At 62.8% G+C, this 15,612-nt stretch carries 13 protein-coding genes; 3 read left to right on the top strand and 10 right to left on the bottom strand.

All coding sequences use genetic code 11. The features are described 5' to 3' along the window. Window positions 1–41 precede the first annotated feature (41 nt). Window positions 42–539 carry a PadR family transcriptional regulator gene (locus ACVOLZ_RS09215; RefSeq protein ID WP_481515888.1) on the top strand — a complete coding sequence of 166 codons (498 nt, stop codon included), beginning with the start codon at window positions 42–44 and terminating at the stop codon, window positions 537–539. Between the two features lie 101 nt (window positions 540–640). Then, window positions 641–1,429 (top strand): siderophore-interacting protein, encoded by a 789-nt coding sequence (locus ACVOLZ_RS09210; protein ID WP_481515887.1) that lies wholly within the window; start codon window positions 641–643, stop codon window positions 1,427–1,429. Between the two features lie 521 nt (window positions 1,430–1,950). On the opposite strand, the gene ACVOLZ_RS09205 is transcribed toward ACVOLZ_RS09210, so the two are convergent. Beyond that, window positions 1,951–2,712 (bottom strand): porin family protein, encoded by a 762-nt coding sequence (locus tag ACVOLZ_RS09205; protein ID WP_481515886.1) that lies wholly within the window; start codon window positions 2,710–2,712, stop codon window positions 1,951–1,953. Between the two features lie 52 nt (window positions 2,713–2,764). Beyond that, entirely contained in the window at window positions 2,765–3,772 is a 1,008-nt protein-coding gene (locus tag ACVOLZ_RS09200) for a linear amide C-N hydrolase (RefSeq protein ID WP_481515901.1), read from the bottom strand. 215 nt (window positions 3,773–3,987) lie between these two features. On the opposite strand from ACVOLZ_RS09200, the gene ACVOLZ_RS09195 reads away from it, so the two are divergent. Beyond that, a complete protein-coding gene (locus tag ACVOLZ_RS09195; RefSeq protein ID WP_481515885.1) occupies window positions 3,988–4,317 on the top strand; it encodes a hypothetical protein in 330 nt (109 codons plus the stop codon). 115 nt (window positions 4,318–4,432) lie between these two features. Here ACVOLZ_RS09195 and dcp read toward each other — a convergent pair whose 3' ends face one another. The 8 genes from dcp to ACVOLZ_RS09155 form a co-directional block, all read right to left on the bottom strand. Next, entirely contained in the window at window positions 4,433–6,592 is a 2,160-nt protein-coding gene (dcp, locus tag ACVOLZ_RS09190; protein ID WP_481515884.1) for a peptidyl-dipeptidase Dcp, read from the bottom strand. 113 nt (window positions 6,593–6,705) lie between these two features. After that, window positions 6,706–7,308: a lysophospholipid acyltransferase family protein gene (locus ACVOLZ_RS09185; protein ID WP_481515883.1), complete on the bottom strand. Its 603-nt coding sequence runs from the start codon at window positions 7,306–7,308 to the stop codon at window positions 6,706–6,708. A 3-nt stretch (window positions 7,309–7,311) separates the two neighbouring features. Then, window positions 7,312–7,743: an alternative ribosome rescue aminoacyl-tRNA hydrolase ArfB gene (gene arfB, locus ACVOLZ_RS09180; RefSeq protein WP_481515882.1), complete on the bottom strand. Its 432-nt coding sequence runs from the start codon at window positions 7,741–7,743 to the stop codon at window positions 7,312–7,314. 536 nt (window positions 7,744–8,279) lie between these two features. Continuing rightward, window positions 8,280–9,215, bottom strand: coding sequence for a hypothetical protein (locus ACVOLZ_RS09175; RefSeq protein ID WP_481515881.1), 936 nt, complete (start codon window positions 9,213–9,215; stop codon window positions 8,280–8,282). Next, entirely contained in the window at window positions 9,212–11,572 is a 2,361-nt protein-coding gene (locus tag ACVOLZ_RS09170; protein ID WP_481515880.1) for an LTA synthase family protein, read from the bottom strand. Before ACVOLZ_RS09170 ends, ACVOLZ_RS09175 begins: the two co-directional genes overlap by 4 nt. 14 nt (window positions 11,573–11,586) lie before the next feature. Then, the gene (locus ACVOLZ_RS09165) at window positions 11,587–12,864 is read right to left on the bottom strand and encodes a YaiO family outer membrane beta-barrel protein (RefSeq protein ID WP_481515879.1); all 1,278 of its coding nucleotides are present in this window, start codon (window positions 12,862–12,864) and stop codon (window positions 11,587–11,589) included. A gap of 17 nt (window positions 12,865–12,881) precedes the next feature. Then, window positions 12,882–14,405, bottom strand: coding sequence for a glycosyltransferase family 2 protein (locus ACVOLZ_RS09160; RefSeq protein WP_481515878.1), 1,524 nt, complete (start codon window positions 14,403–14,405; stop codon window positions 12,882–12,884). After that, the gene (locus ACVOLZ_RS09155; protein WP_481515877.1) at window positions 14,402–15,463 is read right to left on the bottom strand and encodes a HEAT repeat domain-containing protein; all 1,062 of its coding nucleotides are present in this window, start codon (window positions 15,461–15,463) and stop codon (window positions 14,402–14,404) included. Before ACVOLZ_RS09155 ends, ACVOLZ_RS09160 begins: the two co-directional genes overlap by 4 nt. Window positions 15,464–15,612: the final 149 nt, after the last annotated feature.

Here is a 15,612-nt window from a genome sequence, read left to right as displayed (position 1 = left end):
GATATATCGTTTTGCGCAAATTCGATATATCGAAAACTCCAATGACCAGCCCAGAACCCCGCCGCTCCCCCACCCCGCGCCCCTTGGGCCGTGGCGATCTGCGCCTGTTGTTGCTGTCGCTGATCGGCGAGCAACCGCGTCATGGCTATGAGCTGATCCAGCAGATCAGCGAGATGTTCGTGCGCGTCTACACGCCCAGCGCGGGCTCGGTGTATCCGCTGCTGGCCGACTTCGAGAAGCAGCGCTGGGTGAGCGCCGAGGAAGACGGCGGGCGCAAGCGCTACAGCATCACCAACCTTGGCCAGGCCCAGCTCAAGCTGCGCGCCGAGGACGTGGAAACCGCACGCATGCGTGCACGCCACAACTCGCGCGTCATCGCCAGGGAAAGCCTGCCGGCGCCGCTGCGCGATGCCATGCACCAGTTCACCCATTCGTTGATGTTGCGCAAAGGCGATTGGCAGGACGCCGATGTCGCGCGCATTGCTGGTTTGATTGCAGAAGCCACGGCGCTGGTGCAGCAGACATCGCAGCAAGATTGATCCGCATCACCGTTATTCACAACGACCCAGCCAGAGCGATCCAGCCAGACCGATCCAGCCAGGGCACCCCGGCCTTGCCGACACTGACCCCAGGTACCCCCATGTCACAGCATGAAACCCAATTGATCCGCATGACCCCGCGTTTCCGCCAGCTGCAGGTAACGCACACGGAACGCCTGACCCCGAACATGCAGCGCATTGTTGTAGGCGGCGATGCGCTGGAAGGTTTTGACAGCCGCTCGCCGGATGATCACGTGAAGCTGTTCTTCGCCAATGCCGAAGGCGAATTTGTATTGCCGGAACTCACCGAGCAGGGTCCGCGCTACCCGGAAGGCAAGCAGCCGTCACCGGCACGCGATTACACACCGCGCTTTTACGATGCCGATGCTGGCGAGCTGGTGTTGGACTTCGTGCTGCACGGCGATGGCCCTGCGACCCTTTGGGCTGCGAATGCGAAGGTTGGCGACGAGTTGGTGGTTGCCGGCCCGCGTGGCTCGCATGTGGTGGCCGATGATTTCGACTGCTATGTGCTGATTGGTGATGAGACGGCATTGCCGGCGATTGCACGGCGTTTGGAAGAGTTGCCGGAAGCTGCGGTGGCCGAGGTGTTCATCGAGATCCCGGAAGAAGGTGATCGGCAGCCGCTGGAGAGTTCCGCGCAGGTGACTGTGTCGTGGTTTGAGCGCAATGGTTTTGATGCGGCCAGCAGTACGTTGCTGGAGGATGCGCTGGTGGATTTCGAGCAGCCTGATGGTGATACGCACTATTGGATTGCCACTGAGTCGCGGCGTGCGCGGATGATGCGCAAGTTTGTGGAGGGGCACCTGCAGGTGCCGAAGGAATGGATACGCGCAACCGGGTATTGGAAGGCGGATCCGAACGAGCTGTAGTGCCGAGCCATGCTCGGCAGAGGCTTTCCCGGTGAGGCTCCAGCCGAGCATGGCTCGGCTCTACACGGTCAAAGGCCCCCCTCCCTGGCCCTCCCCTTCGCTGCGCGAAAGGGAGGGGGCGAAGCTGTAGTGCCGAGCCATGCTCGGCAGAGGCTTTCCCGCTGAGGCTCCAGCCGAGCATGGCTCGGCTCTATACGGTCAAAAGCTACCCCTCCCCAGCCCTCCCCTTCGTTGTGCGAAAGGGAGGGGGCGAAGCTGTAGAGCTGAGCCAAGCTCGGCAGAGGCTTTCCCGGTGAGGCCCCAGCCGAGCTTGGCTCGGCTCTACACGGTCAAAAGCTACCCCTCCCCAGCCCTCCCCTTCGCTGCGCGAAAGGGAGGGGGCGAAGCTTTGCCCCTCCCTTTTGGCGTAGCCAAGGGGGAGGTTGGGAGGGGGTGGGTTTTGCTTTGGGCTTTTGGGGCTACGGCGAAGAGCACCCCTCCCTGGCCCTCCCCTTCGCTTCGCGAAAGGGAGGGGACTAAAGCTACAGCCTCTTACCGAACTGGTACGTCACACCCAGCATTGGGCCGGACAGGGACACGTCGAGGCGCTTGCCCTTGTCGCGGTAATCCAGGCTCTGGTGGCGGTAGCCCATCGATACGAACAAGTTGTCCGTCGCCTGGTAGTTGGCCAGTGCCAACAGCTGCCAGGTCGAATCCGAACCCACACCAAAACCGCCTACATCCACATAGGCAATGCTGCTCCAGCGCGGACTCAACGTCTGCCGCCAGCGCACGCCGGCAATCGGATCGACGAAGGTGGAATCCGAACGCGCCGAGACCAAGCCCGGCACGTTCACCGCGGCGTTGATGTCCCAGTAACGAACACCTGCCAACAGGTCGATACCGCTGCGCTCATTCGCCAGCCAGGCATAGCCAGCTGTCACCGTTGCCGAGGTCTGCTTCACTTTCACGTTAGCTGCAAAGCCCATCGGCAGCGGCGTCGAATCAGAGGTGGATGCGTGGGTGAAATCAGCCTGCAGCACGAAGTTGCCACGGCGCGCGGTGCCGGTGATGAAGGCGGCGGCGTCAAGGTTGTCCATCAGTTCGGAGAAGGACTTGTGCACATCGGCCATCGGCGCGCTGCGGAACGGCCGTACCTGCCCTTCCATGCCGCTCATCCACACGTAAGGCGTGGCCTGGAAACGCCAGCTGTCGTCGTTGTCATTGCTCTGTGCGTGCGCAAGCGGCACGCCGCCCATTGCCAACAGCAAGCACAGGCTTTTGCGGGTGAATCGGGTTTTCATTGAAGCTCCAGATGGTGCGTGCCCGCCAGCGCAGGCACGCCGATTGCTCGCCTTAGATGCCCAGGAAGCGGAACGGCTTGGCGTCCTTGAACTGGGCGTTGGCTTCACCTGCGTAGATGGTGCGCTGCTGGTTGCCAAGGTCCAGACGCTTCACCTTGCCGCCGCCTGCACTGAAATCGATCTTCTTCAGATCCACCCAGAACACATTGGTGGCCAGCGCAGATTCGAAGTAGTAACGCATGCGCGAGTGGTCGGACACCGTGCGCCAGCGGGTCGAAGAAATATTCGGCTGGTCCGGAGTAGTGATGCCGTACGGAACCGACACATTGCGGATCACGCCGAACACGCTGGCGGTGGATTCCACCGGGTCGGTCGACTTGGGAATGGCGTCGATGTAAAACGCTGCACGCGCGAAGCGGTCCGAGGCGCGGTTGGTGCCCGGCAACATCACCGTGCCGCCGATCTGCCGCCAATAGCTTTCCAACGCCAGCTGCTCTTCGAAGATCGGCGAGTTGGTCATCACCTTGTAGTCGCGGCTGTGGTGGATGACCTGCTTGCCCTTGATGTACTCGATGATGGCGCTGTCGCCAGTGGAATCAGACAAGGACAGATGCAGCGTTGCCATGCGCTGCTCACCAGGAGCGGCATCACTGACCAGGGTGAAGGGCTCGCTGCTAAGCGCTTTCACCGCTTCATCGACGGTGGCGAAGCTGTCCAGCATGTACTGCGTCCACACCGAGATGCTCAGGCCGGGCTTGCCGCTGTTGCGCTCGGGGTATTCGGACTCGGCCAGCCACAGCAGGTTGGCGACTAGGCCGGCTTCGTTCATGCCGTCGGTGGTGGAGATGTCGTAGGCACTGGCAATGACGCTGCCGTAGCGCGAGGTCCACTTCAGCGTATCCGGGCCGGTCTCGCCGGTGCGCTGCATGCCGCGCGGGAACATCCACAGATGGGTGCCGGTGTCGATCTTGTAGTCCATCGAACGGCCGGTGAAGATTTCATTGCCGGCGCCGTGATAGACAAAACGGGTGCAGGCATCGGCCTGCTGCATGCCGGCCATACCAAACAGCACGGTGGCACAGGCGGCAATGATGGATCGCTTGGCTGATTTCATGGGGGTAGCTTCCTTGGCTGGATCAGGTCAGTGATGCAATCGGAATGATCCTAACAGCCATTCATTGTCCGATCGCGACTTGGTTGGCAGTCCCGGAAATCAGCAATCAGACAATTGCGCGCTGCTATGCTCGGCACATATTCGAACGGAGGAACTGCCCCATGCCTCAAATCACACCGCATCGCACCGCCGCCATCCTCCGCCCCTTGCTGGTCGGCGGCCTGCTGAGCATCGCCCTGAGCGGTTGCCTGAGTGCACCGCCAGTTGCCAACGACGATCCCGATTTCGGTCGCTGCAGTGATGCATCGGTGCAATGGGCGGTAGGCACGATCAATGACGAAGCCACCGTGCGACGCCTTAAAAAGGAGAGTGGCGCAGGCTTGGTCAATCCGATCAGCCCGACCACGATTGTTTCCCGCGATATCCGCCAGGATCGCCTGCGCGTCTACACCGATGCCAACAACGTCATCACCAAGGTGCGTTGCGAGTAAATTCTGCGGGCTGCGGCTTGCCGCAAAAACACGTGCGCAAACACGAACGGCAGGGTTTCCCCTGCCGTTCGTCGTTTCACACGCTCACAAGTGCGAGCGCTTGATTCAAGGCCGCTTACTTCAAGCCGCGGTTGTGCAGCAGCGGCTCGACGCTCGGGTCCTTGCCGCGGAAGTCGCGGTAGGCCGTCGCCAGATCACGCGTATTGCCGATCGACAGGATCTTGTCGCGGAACACCTGGCCGTTCTCACGGGTCAGGCCACCGTTCTCCTTGAACCACTCGAAGGCATCGTGGTCGATCATTTCCGCCCAGAAATAGGCGTAATAACCGGCCGAATAACCGCCGCCCCAGATGTGGTCGAAGTAGCTGCTGCGGTAACGCGGCGGCACCTGGGCCAGGTCCACCTTGTAGCGCTTCAGCGCATCGGCCTCGAACTTGTCCACGTCCTGCAGCGGTGCGTCAGCGCCCTGCGTATGCCAGGCCAGATCCAGCAGCGCCGCCGACAGGTACTCGGTGGTCATATAGCCCTGGTTGAAGGTCTTGGCCTTGGCGATCTTGTCGACCAGCTCCTGCGGCATCGCTGCCTTGGTCTGGTAGTGCTTGGCGTAGTTGGCGAACACCTTCGGGTCCGAGGCCCAGTGCTCGTTGAACTGCGACGGGAACTCGACGAAATCACGCGGCACGCCGGTGCCGGCCACGCTCGGGTACTTGGTGTTGGAGAACATGCCGTGCAGTGCATGGCCGAACTCGTGGAACATGGTGGTCACGTCGTCCCAGCTCAGCAATGCGGGCTGGCCGGCGGCCGGCTTGGTGAAGTTGCTGACGTTGTAGACCACCGGCTTGGTGCCGGTCAGGCCATCCTGCTCGACGAACACGTCCATCCAGGCGCCACCGGACTTGCTGTCGCGCTTGAAGAAGTCGGCGTAGAACAGCGCCAGCGGCTGGCCGTTGGCGTCGGTGACTTCAAATACGCGTACGTCCGGGTGATACACCGGCAGATCCTTGCGCTCCTTGAAGGTCAGGCCGTAGAGCTGGTTGGCGGCGTAGAAGACGCCGTTCTGCAGCACGTTGTCCATCTCGAAGTAGGGCTTGATCTGCGACTCGTCCAGATCGTACTTGGCCTTGCGCACCTGCTCGGCGTAGAAGTCCCAATCCGATGCGGTGGCCTTGAAGCCACCCTTCTGCGCATCAATGACCTTCTGGATTTCAGCCAGCTCGCCACGTGCCTTGGCGGTGGCCGCCGGCACGGTGTCAGTCAGCAGCTTGAGCGCGTGCTCCGGCGTCTGCGCCATCTGGTCGGTCAGGTTGTAGGCGGCGAAGTTCGGGAAGCCGAGCAGCTTGGCCTTGGCCGCGCGCAGCTGGGCGAGGCGCTGGATGATCTTGCGGGTGTCGTTCGCGTCGCCGTGCTCGGTACGGGTTTCCGAGGCCTGCAGCACCTTGGCGCGCACGTCGCGGTCCTGCAGCGAGCCGAGAGCCGGCTGCTGGGTGGTGTTCTGCAGGCTCAGCACCCACTTGCCGTCCAGCTTGCGGCCCTTGGCAGCGTCTTCAGCGGCAGCGATATCGCCCTCGGACAGACCAGCCAGCTGCGCCTTGTCGTCGATCACCACCGCACCGGCGGCGGTGGCCGCGACCAGCTTGTTGTGGAAATCGTTGGCGAGGGTGGCTTCCTCGGCGTTGTACTGCTTCAGCGTTTCCTTGTCGGTATCGCTGAGCTCGGCGCCTGATTTGACGAAGCCCTTGTAGGTTTCCTCGACCACACGCAGCTGCTCGGGATCGAGGCCGGCTTCGGCGCGGCCGTCATAGATGCTCTTGATGCGCGCGAACAGCTTGGCATCCAGGTGGATGGCATCGCCATGCGCGGCCAGCTTGGGCACCACGTCTTCCTGGATCTTCTGCCGCTCCGGGTTGGTATCGGCCTGCACCACGCTGAAGAACACGCGGCTGACGCGGTCCAGGATGGCGCCGGATTTTTCCATCGGCAGCAAGGTGTTGTCGAAGGTGGCCGGCTGGGTGTTGTCGGTGATCTGCTTGATCTCCGCCAACTGCTGGCGCATGCCCTCTTCGAAGGCCGGCAGGTAATCGCTGTCCTTGATCTTGTCGAAGGCCGGCGCCTGGAACGGCAGCGAGCTGACAGTCATGAACGGGTTGGTGGAGGCATCGCCCGGCTTGGCGGCCTCCGCAGGTGCATTGGCGGTCACGGGGGCAGTGGACTCCTTGCCAGAACAGGCGGCCAGCGCAAGGCTGATGGCAGCGGCCAGAACAACGGTACGCGACATGAAACGGCTCCTTGGGAACGGGCTTCGAACAGCCCTTTACCCTACTCCGTTCCCGCGTTGCCAACATGTGCCGATGGTGGCGCCGGGTGGCGCCGGATCTGTCGGCTGCCGGCTCAGCTTGAGCTGTGGTTCTTGCCCTGCCACTGCCGGTACCACTGGCGGATGGCGGCCATGTCAGCCGCGTCGTCACCGCTGGTGTGGAACACCGGGCCAAAGCCGATGACCTTTTCCGGGTAATGGAAATAGGCCGGGATGATCGGTACATCGGCCATGCGTGCGATTTTCAGGAAACCGCCCTTCCATTCAGTCACCTGCTTGCGCGTGCCTTCCGGCGCCAGCGCATACCAGACCTGCTCGCTGTCGCGGATCATCGCCACCGCCTGGCCGACCGTGCCCTGTGGCGAACTGCGATCCAGCGGCACCACGCCCATCCGCCGCAGCACCACGCTCAAGGGCCACCAGAACAGCTTGTCCTTGCCGAGGATGCGCGCCTCCAGACCCAGCGCCATCTTTGCCGCCAGGCCCCACAGGCCATCCCAGTTGGACGAATGCGGTGCGGCGATCACCACCGCTTTGGCCAGGTCCGGGATGGGTCCACGGATCTGCCAGCCACCCAGGCGCAGCACGCTGCGGCCCAGCCAACGGCTGAAGGCGGCGCCCTTGCGCTGCGGCATGGCAGCGGGAATAGCCGGAATAATCGGCGGTGTGTTGCTCAAGCACTACTCCCAATTACGTGTGGAACGGCCGCGCTTGACCTGCGCGCGTTCCTTTTTCTGATCCAGCCGGCGCAGCTTGGAGCCGTACGAGGGCTTGGTCGCCACCCGTGGCTTGGGCACGCTCAGGCTGGCCTGGATGAAGCTGGCAAGACGTTCGCGCGCATCCTGGCGGTTACGGTCCTGGGTGCGGAAGCGCTGCGCATCGATCACCAGCACGCCCTCGCCGGTCACCCGGCGGTCGCGGCGGGCGAGCAGGCGCTCGCGCAAGGGTTCAGGCAGGGACGGCGAGCCGGCGATGTCGAAACGCAGTTCCACCGCGGTGGAGACCTTGTTGACGTTCTGCCCGCCCGCGCCGGAAGCGCGCACGAAACGCTCGACGATCTCCGTTTCCGGTATCGCCAAGTGTTCCGAGATTTCGATCTGCTCCGTCGCCATCGGCGCATTGTAAAGGCTGTTGCCCCCTCCCTTGCGCATAGCGCAGGGGAGGGTTGGGGAGGGGTGACTTTCGCGGCTGAGTTTGAGTGCCGGCACTGGTTCCAACTACAGGATCTTGCCGGCTGGGTTTTGCTGAGCGGCTGGAGCTTTAAAAGCACCCCTCCCCAGCCCTCCCCTTTGCTACGCAAAAGGGAGGGAGCTCAAGCAAAGTCACCCCTCCCCAGCCCTCCCCTTTGCTACGCAAAAGGGAGGGAGCTCAAGCAAAGTCACCCCTCCCCAACCCTCCCCTTTGCTGCGCAAAAGGGAGGGAGCGAAGCATGCACTCGCGCGAGGTCTGCGGAATGCAGCCATCTGCCCCCTCCCTTGCGCGCAGCGCAGGGGAGGGTTGGGGAGGGGTGCTTTTCGCGGCTGACTTTGAGTGCCTGCGCTGGTTCTGAGTACAGGGGCTTGCGGGTTGGGTTTTGCTTCGTGGCTGGAGCTTCAGAAGCAACCCCTCCCCGACCCTCCCCTTTGCTGCGCAAAAGGGAGGGTTCCATTCACTCCCAGTACTGCCCGGCCCAGCGCCGGTACGCGCGGTAGTGATGGATCGCGAAGCCATCAAACGAAGGCTCGCTACGCAGCGCACGTTCCACCTTGCGCACTTCCTGCTCAAACACCTTCGGCCCTTCTTCATGGAAGGTGACCTTGTTGATGTCGTTGGACGAGACTTCCAAACCGATCACCACCTTCTTGCCCACTTCATTGGCATAGGCGATCTCGCTGGACGCGTGCGACAGGATGCTGTCGCGGCCCTCGGCCTTGTCGCGGTAGTCCATCAAGGCGACGTAGTCGTAGATATTGATGGTGTGCTCGCTGACCGGACGATGGCGGCCATTCCAGTCCACCTCGATGCCGTCCAGCCAGAACGGAATCGCCGGGCCTACCGCCAAGGTCGCGCCGCTTTCCTGCTTGATGCGCATCACCGCTGCGCTCATGTCCAGAAAGCCAATGAGCAGGTCGGCACGGGTGTCGTCGTCCCACTCGTCGAGAATATGCGGCTCAATGTCCAGATTGGCGCCATCAAACCGCGCCGCTTCCGGCACCGAAGCGTTGTAGTCCACCACCCGGCGGAACATCGCTTCGGCCTCCTTGCGGTGCTCCGGCAACACGTATTTCTGGGTACTCAGATACCAGGAACCCAGCAGGGCGTAGACCTTCATGTTCTTGCCGTGCAGGCGCTCGATGAAGGCGCGATACAACTCCGGCTTCTCGACGATGAGGTTGCGATCCTTGTAGGCGTCGGCATACAGATACACGGTGTCGATGCGCTGCGACTTGAGGTAGGCCACCGCCTCATCGGCGACCGCCGGGTCCTCGATCATCGCGTACGACTCGGCTTCCCATGTCCAGATCGCTCGGCTGGCCGCTGCCGCCTGTGCCATTGGTGCTACACACAGCACGGCCAACAGGCCAAGGCCGAACATCCGACTCATTGCGACTTCTCCACGCCTGCGGCGGTATCCACCTGCAGGTGGTAACGGCCCTGCCCGATCGCCTTGCCACTGTCCGGGTCGGATGGGAACACCGACACATAGCAACGGCCACCACAGTCCTGCGGTAGGCGCAGCTGCAACTGCACTTTCTGGCTGCCACCCGGCGGCAGCTGCATTGCCTGCCCATACACTTCCTGCAACTCGCGACCGTCCTCGCTGGACATCACCGCCAGCGGCACGAACACGCGGCTGGGTTTGGCATCGCCACTGCTGAACACCGCCGTCAGCTGCACGCCATCGGCTACCGCAGCAACCTCGGCCGAGGCCAGCGACAAACCGTGCGCCACCGGTGCCGCAGCCACTTCGGCAGCAGCTGTGGGAGCGCTGTAAGCCACCAACTTCGGCGTCGCACCTTCTGGCGCCAGTGCGTTCTTCTGCATGAAGATCGCATTGGCCTGGGTATAACGCTGCAATCGCTGTGTGGCCCAGGCTAGGACGCTGGCGTCGTCGGTTTCGGCCAGATGCATACCGTCCTGCAGCTCGTACAACTTGCCGTCATGCAGCCACCAGCGCCCGGCCAGATATTCCGGCGCACTGGTCTTGGTCTGCTTCAAGGGGAATTGCTGATTGCTGCGGAAGCTCTCGGCCATGTCCAGGCCGGTGCCCAGCCACGGCGTCTGTGCCGGACGCTTCAGTCCATAGGTGTTGGACAGCAACGCTATCAACGACGGCGTCACGTCCAGCTGTGAGGACACCGCGCGGATGCGCTTGGGCTGTTTGAGCAGCGGCGAGAACACGATCAAGGGCACGTGGTAGCGGTCCACGTGCTCGCCCATCGGGATCTCCGGCAGGCGGTGATCACCGGTGATGACGAAGATGGTATTGGCGTACCACGAGGCCTTTTCCACCGAGGCGAAATAGCGGTGCAGCTGCTCATCGGTGTACAGGATGGTGCTGTAGATATCGGTGCTGGCGCGGTAGCTGGCACGCTCCGCCTCAGGCACCTGCAACTGCTGCAGACGCTGCTCGAACTGCTTGCGGTACACATCCTGATCCGGGAACTCGTAGCTGGTGTGCATCGAGATGGTCTGAATCGCGGTCAGGAACGGCGCCTGCACTTTGTCGGTGTCGGCAAGCACGCGCGATACCAGTTCCTTGTCCGGGTAGCCCCAGGCACTGAATGGATTGCGTTGATAGCCATCACCAAAATTGTTCATGTCGACCAGCGTCTGCACCTGCTGGCCCTGCATGTAGGCGCGCTCGTTGTCGAAGTTGGTGTCGGTGCCGTTGTAGAAGGCGGTGTTATAGCCCTGCTGGCGCAGCACGCTGAACAGGCCAGGATGCGCCGGCATGCGTTCACCAAGGCCGGTAAAACCCTCGTCGGCAAACGGTGCGGAACCAATCAAGGTCGGCAGCACGCCAAAGGTGCGGCCCTGATTGGCGAGGAAATTGTCGAAGTACAGGCTGCGCTCGGCCAGCTCATCGAGGAACGGGGTGAAGCTGCCCAGCGATGCCTGCGGACCGGAGAACGAGCGGCCCAGGCCTTCGACAACGATCAACACCACGTTCGGCGGACGGCCATCGCTGGTCGGTGAGAAGTTCGGTCCCAAGGCATCCGGGGTCTGCTCCTGGTGCAGGAACGGGAAGTTCGGATCCAACGGCGCTTCATCGCTGGCGACTGCGCTGGGTACGACAGCCACATCCGACTCGCCCTTGAACCAGCGCCACACATCGCCACTGAACCAGGCCAGTTTGTTGCAGGCCAGATCGCGCGAGGCGACATCCTTCAAGGCTACCGCGCCACTGGGCAATGGCAGGATCCAGGCGAGGCCACCAGCCACCAACAACACCGTGCTCCACACCGTGGAGCCGCGCGCATCACGCCGTGCCAGCCATAGCAGGCCCAACCACAACACCAACAACGGCAACACCATCGCCAGCACGCCGCGCGGGCCCAGCGGCGCGCCATCGGCCAGCGTGGTGCGGATCTCGGCAAGGCTGTAGCCGAACAGATCTGCACCCAGCGGCACGTGCGCGACCTGGAAATACTGGTCGAGCAACACCTGCACCATGATGAACAGCGACCACAGCACTCCCAAGGCGATGTACCGCGGCAAGGCCCGCTTGATTGCCAGCAATGGCAGCGAAAACAGCACCAGGATCGGCACCGAACGCAGCAGCATCAGCATTGCCTGTGCACCGGCAATGCCGACAATTGCGCCGGTCTGCAAGCCGCCGCCAGCACCTGCAACACCGTTGCTGATCGCCATTGCGACCAGCACCAGCTGCGCAAGCAACAACACCGGGAAGGCTGAAGAAAAGCGCGCCCAGGCGCCGCCGTCATGCGTGGAAATCATCGTCAACTGCTCCGTTACCAGCGCGTATAGATAGAGCCCGACAGGCGCTGCTCTTCAAAGCCACCATCGTCGTCGGCATAGCCGGCACCCAACTTGAAGCCCCAGTTGGGCGTGACCTGATGCCGCCACGCGATGCCGAGGGCCGCGTTGCTGTCACGCACCACGCCGCCGAAGCGATCCAGATCGCTGCTGCGACCGCTGCTGACGCTGACTTCCAGATAGTCGTCGGCATCGCCCTTGTAGTAATTGCGCAGCAACAGCCGGTGGCTCCAGCTGCCCGAGCCAACGCCCGGCACGTGCTGCAGCTTGTAGCGGCCATACCAGTTGCCTACATAGCGACCGACGCCGACGCCGTAGAACTCGGTGGTGTCGGAGAAGCGCAGTTGGTCGACGCTGGCCGACAGTTCCCAACCGCTGCCCACGCCCTGGAATACCTCCACACGCCAGCTCTGCTTGGGCAGCACGCCGCTGGACGGACCGCGCTGGTAACGCAGGTTTGCATAGGCGCGCGACCATAGCGGTGCGTAGCCATCCAGCGCCCAGGCGGTGTCGGAGGTATTGAAGTGATCGGCGCGCAGTAATTCCAGACCCAGCGAGCCACGCGGGAAATAGCGGCGCAGGGTCAGGTCGTTGTCGTTCCAGCTCTGGCGGCCGCCGCTGAAGCGGGTGTGGTCCCAGCCAAGGCTTGCCCCCCAACGGTAGCCATCGGCCGCCACCGCATCCGGGTTGGCCATGCGCGGCAACAGGCTCAAGCGCAGCTCGGCGATTTCCTTGGGATCCGCACCCAGCGTGGCGGCGGCGTCGAAATCAGCACGCGCAGCAGCAGTCTGGCCGAGTGCACGCAGCTCGCGACCACGCGCGATGCGCGCGGCCGGGTCCTGCGGCGCCAGCTCCACCCAGCGCGAGTACGCATCGGCGGCCTGCTGCGGGCGGTCGCTCCAGCGGTACATATCGCCCAGTGCCGACCAGGCGTCGGCATAGGTCGGGCTGTTCTTCACCACCTGCTGCAGATCAGCCTCGGCGGCGGCGTACTGGCCATCCCAGGCATAGGTGCGGCCGCGCGCCAACAGCACGTCACCGTTGTCCGGATGCTCGGCCAGCAGCGCGCTGTAGCGGGCAATGGTTGCAGCACGGTTGTTGGCGTCGGACTGTTCGCGGATCTGCTGCAACTGCACGGTCAGGCTATCCGGCGCTTCCTGAGCGAACACCAACAGCGGTGCAGCGGCCAGGGCGAGCAACAGGCAACGCGACAGCACATGGCGCGGAGCACGGAGGGGATGGTGCTGGGTCATGGAACGGTTCCTGGAAATCATTTGTTGATACTCGATTCGCTGATCACTGACGATGCAACTGCCACCGCCACCGGCACTTCTTCTTTGTGGCTCTGCTGCCAGGAACCATCACGACTGATGCGACCCCAGCTATGCCGCTTGCGACGGCTGAACATCCAGCGGATCGTCGCGGAGAATCGCCAGATGGAGTTCAGCTGGCGATAGCCGAAGTTCTCCAGGATCGCCACCACGAACAAACGCAGCTGCTGCATTGGCCGCGAGTACAGGCCAAAGGAAAGCTCCTCCAGCAGCATCGCGTTGACCGAGAGCAGGATGCCCATGCCGACTGCTGCGGCAAGGAAGATCAGGAACACGTCCAGCTGCACCAACCCGCACAGGGCCAGCACGATCATCGAGACATAGCCCACCACCTCGATGATCGGGCCGAGAAACTCGAAGAACAGCATGAACGGGAACGCGACCCAGCCCGCTGCGCCGCTACGGCGATTGAACAACATGCCGATATTGGTCCACAGGCTTTCGGCCAGACCGCGCTGCCAGCGCATGCGCTGGTTGCGCAGTGAAGCAAGATCGGTCGGCGCCTCGGTCCAGCACACCGGGTCGGGCACGAACACGATGCGGTAGTCGCGTTTCTCTTCGCGCAGATTTCGGTGCAGGCGGATCACCAGATCCATGTCTTCGCCAACGGTGTCGGTGCGGTAGCCACCGATGGCGATCACCCGTTCCTTGTAGAACACACCGAAGGCGCCGGAGATGATCAGCAGCGCGTTCATCGGCGACCAGCCCATGCGCCCGAACAGAAACGCACGCAAATACTCCACCAACTGGAAACTGGGCAGCCAGCGGTTGGGCAGGCCGATCTTGTCGAGCATGCCGTCGCGCACCGTGCAGCCATTGAGCACACGCACCACGCCACCGCTGGCAACCACACGGCTGTCCTCAAGGAACGGCCGCACCACCCGCGACAGGCTCTCCGGCTGCAGGATGCTGTCGGCATCGACCACGCAGAACAGCGGATAGCGCACACAGTTGATACCGGCATTGATCGCATCGGCCTTGCCGCCATTGGCCTTGTCGACCATGCGCACGCGCGGGCAACTTGCCGAAGCGTAAACCCCGTGCACCGGCTCGGTCTGCAGGCGGGTGCGGTAGGCCTCGGGCACCCGCACCAGTCCAAACGCCTCGATCAGTGCATCGCGCGTGCGATCACTGGAGCCATCGTTGACGACCACGATCTCGAACGCCGGGTAGCTGGTCTTGAGCAGCGAGCGCACCGAGGAGACCACCGAGGTTTCTTCGTTGTAGGCGGGCAGGATGATGCTTACCGGCGGCTGGTAATCGCGCAGACCGGCCGGCAGATAATTGGCCCGGTACTCGCGCATATAGCGCACGATCTGATAGGCCGAGATGTAATTCAGCAGCAGGTAGGCCAGGTTGATCGCGACGAAGTAGGCCATGAAGAACCACTGCAGCGAGTCGGCGATACTCACCCAGGGAATCTGCTGCACGTAGCTCACCAGCATCTGCCAATAAGCGTTCATGTCGCACTCCTCATCGCATTCTCGGACAGCACCTGTTCGATGATGTCGCGTCCATAACCATCACTCTGCCGCGACTGCACTTCACGCAGGGCATCGGCACCCATGCCCGGCAAGCTGAACAAGGCCTGCGCGGTGCGGTAGCGCACCCACCAGACGCTGTCTGAAAGCAGGCCTTCCAGTCGTGTCGCATCACCGCGTTCGCCGATGCGTCCCAGCGCCGCCGCCGCGTGCATGCGTACATGCCAGCGCGATGCAGTGAGGAAACCGATCACCCGCTCGCGATCCTGGCGATCGCTGATCAGCTGCAGGCATACCGAGATGATGTGGTCATCCACATGCCCTTCCAGCAATTGCCGCACCACCACCGCGGCACGCTGCGGATCGATATCGGCAAGGAAGCGGACCAGCTTCACGGTGGAATCGGCATTGGCGCGCAACAGTGCATTGCTGATCTCGCGGGCGGCGCTGCCGTCTTCGTTCTCGGCCAGGATCCGCGCCACGCTGCCTGGCACCCAGTCTTCGCGCTCGGTGATCATCGGCACAAAGGCGGACATGGCGCGCGGCGGATCCACCTGCGCCAACGCCCGCGCTGCACACAGCGAGACGATCGGGCTGCGGTCGTTGAGGAATTTGGCCAGCAGGTCGTATAGATGCCGGTCGCGCAGATGGCCCAAGGCAATGATGGTCATGGCGCGGTCGTGGTAGCTGCCGCGCAACATGCGTTGCGCCGCGTCCTCCAGACCGACCCGATGACCGAGCGGGGCCAGCCGCCGTACCGACGCTTCCGGCAGGCTCTCGCAGACGCTGTTCCAGGCTTCGATGAAGCCTATGACCTCATCGCGTTGCAATCGGTGCACCGGCACGGTCTCACCGGCAAGCTCGCGCTGCAGAACATCGTTCCAGTACTGACGAGCTTGGGTGTCGCGCTTTTCCCTGCGCTGTGCCCTTACCCGCAGAACGACAATGATCAATAGCAATACCGTGGCCAACAGCAGGGTGAGAATCGCCACCCAACTGGCCACGACGAGTACGGTCGGCCCCTCGAACAGACTTTTCATCGCAGTTCCTACTTGTTGCGGGCAGGTGGCTTGCGAGGCCACGTACCCCCCCCTGGGTACAGCTCCTGATGCCAAGCATAGATAGAAACGTGACTAGCGTCTCTATTTTTCGCAATTTTAGTAGGTTTTCTGTAACGCGATTATGCTAT

Source organism: Stenotrophomonas sp. STEN020 (assembly GCF_056760195.1).
The sequence above is the reverse complement of the archived record's forward strand: the minus strand, read 5'-3'. Positions and strand labels throughout refer to the sequence as shown.

Excerpts from the sequence above, each read along its gene's own strand:
- ACVOLZ_RS09215 (WP_481515888.1), top strand. The coding sequence starts at position 42 with ATGACCAGCCCAGAACCCCGCCGCTCCCCCACCCCGCGCCCCTTGGGC.
- ACVOLZ_RS09210 (WP_481515887.1), top strand. The coding sequence starts at position 641 with ATGTCACAGCATGAAACCCAATTGATCCGCATGACCCCGCGTTTCCGC.
- ACVOLZ_RS09205 (WP_481515886.1), bottom strand. The coding sequence starts at position 2,712 with ATGAAAACCCGATTCACCCGCAAAAGCCTGTGCTTGCTGTTGGCAATG.
- ACVOLZ_RS09200 (WP_481515901.1), bottom strand. The coding sequence starts at position 3,772 with ATGGCCGGCATGCAGCAGGCCGATGCCTGCACCCGTTTTGTCTATCAC.
- ACVOLZ_RS09165 (WP_481515879.1), bottom strand. The coding sequence starts at position 12,864 with ATGACCCAGCACCATCCCCTCCGTGCTCCGCGCCATGTGCTGTCGCGT.
- ACVOLZ_RS09175 (WP_481515881.1), bottom strand. The coding sequence starts at position 9,215 with ATGAGTCGGATGTTCGGCCTTGGCCTGTTGGCCGTGCTGTGTGTAGCA.
- arfB (WP_481515882.1), bottom strand. The coding sequence starts at position 7,743 with ATGGCGACGGAGCAGATCGAAATCTCGGAACACTTGGCGATACCGGAA.
- ACVOLZ_RS09160 (WP_481515878.1), bottom strand. The coding sequence starts at position 14,405 with ATGAACGCTTATTGGCAGATGCTGGTGAGCTACGTGCAGCAGATTCCC.
- ACVOLZ_RS09170 (WP_481515880.1), bottom strand. The coding sequence starts at position 11,572 with ATGATTTCCACGCATGACGGCGGCGCCTGGGCGCGCTTTTCTTCAGCC.
- ACVOLZ_RS09155 (WP_481515877.1), bottom strand. The coding sequence starts at position 15,463 with ATGAAAAGTCTGTTCGAGGGGCCGACCGTACTCGTCGTGGCCAGTTGG.
- dcp (WP_481515884.1), bottom strand. The coding sequence starts at position 6,592 with ATGTCGCGTACCGTTGTTCTGGCCGCTGCCATCAGCCTTGCGCTGGCC.
- ACVOLZ_RS09195 (WP_481515885.1), top strand. The coding sequence starts at position 3,988 with ATGCCTCAAATCACACCGCATCGCACCGCCGCCATCCTCCGCCCCTTG.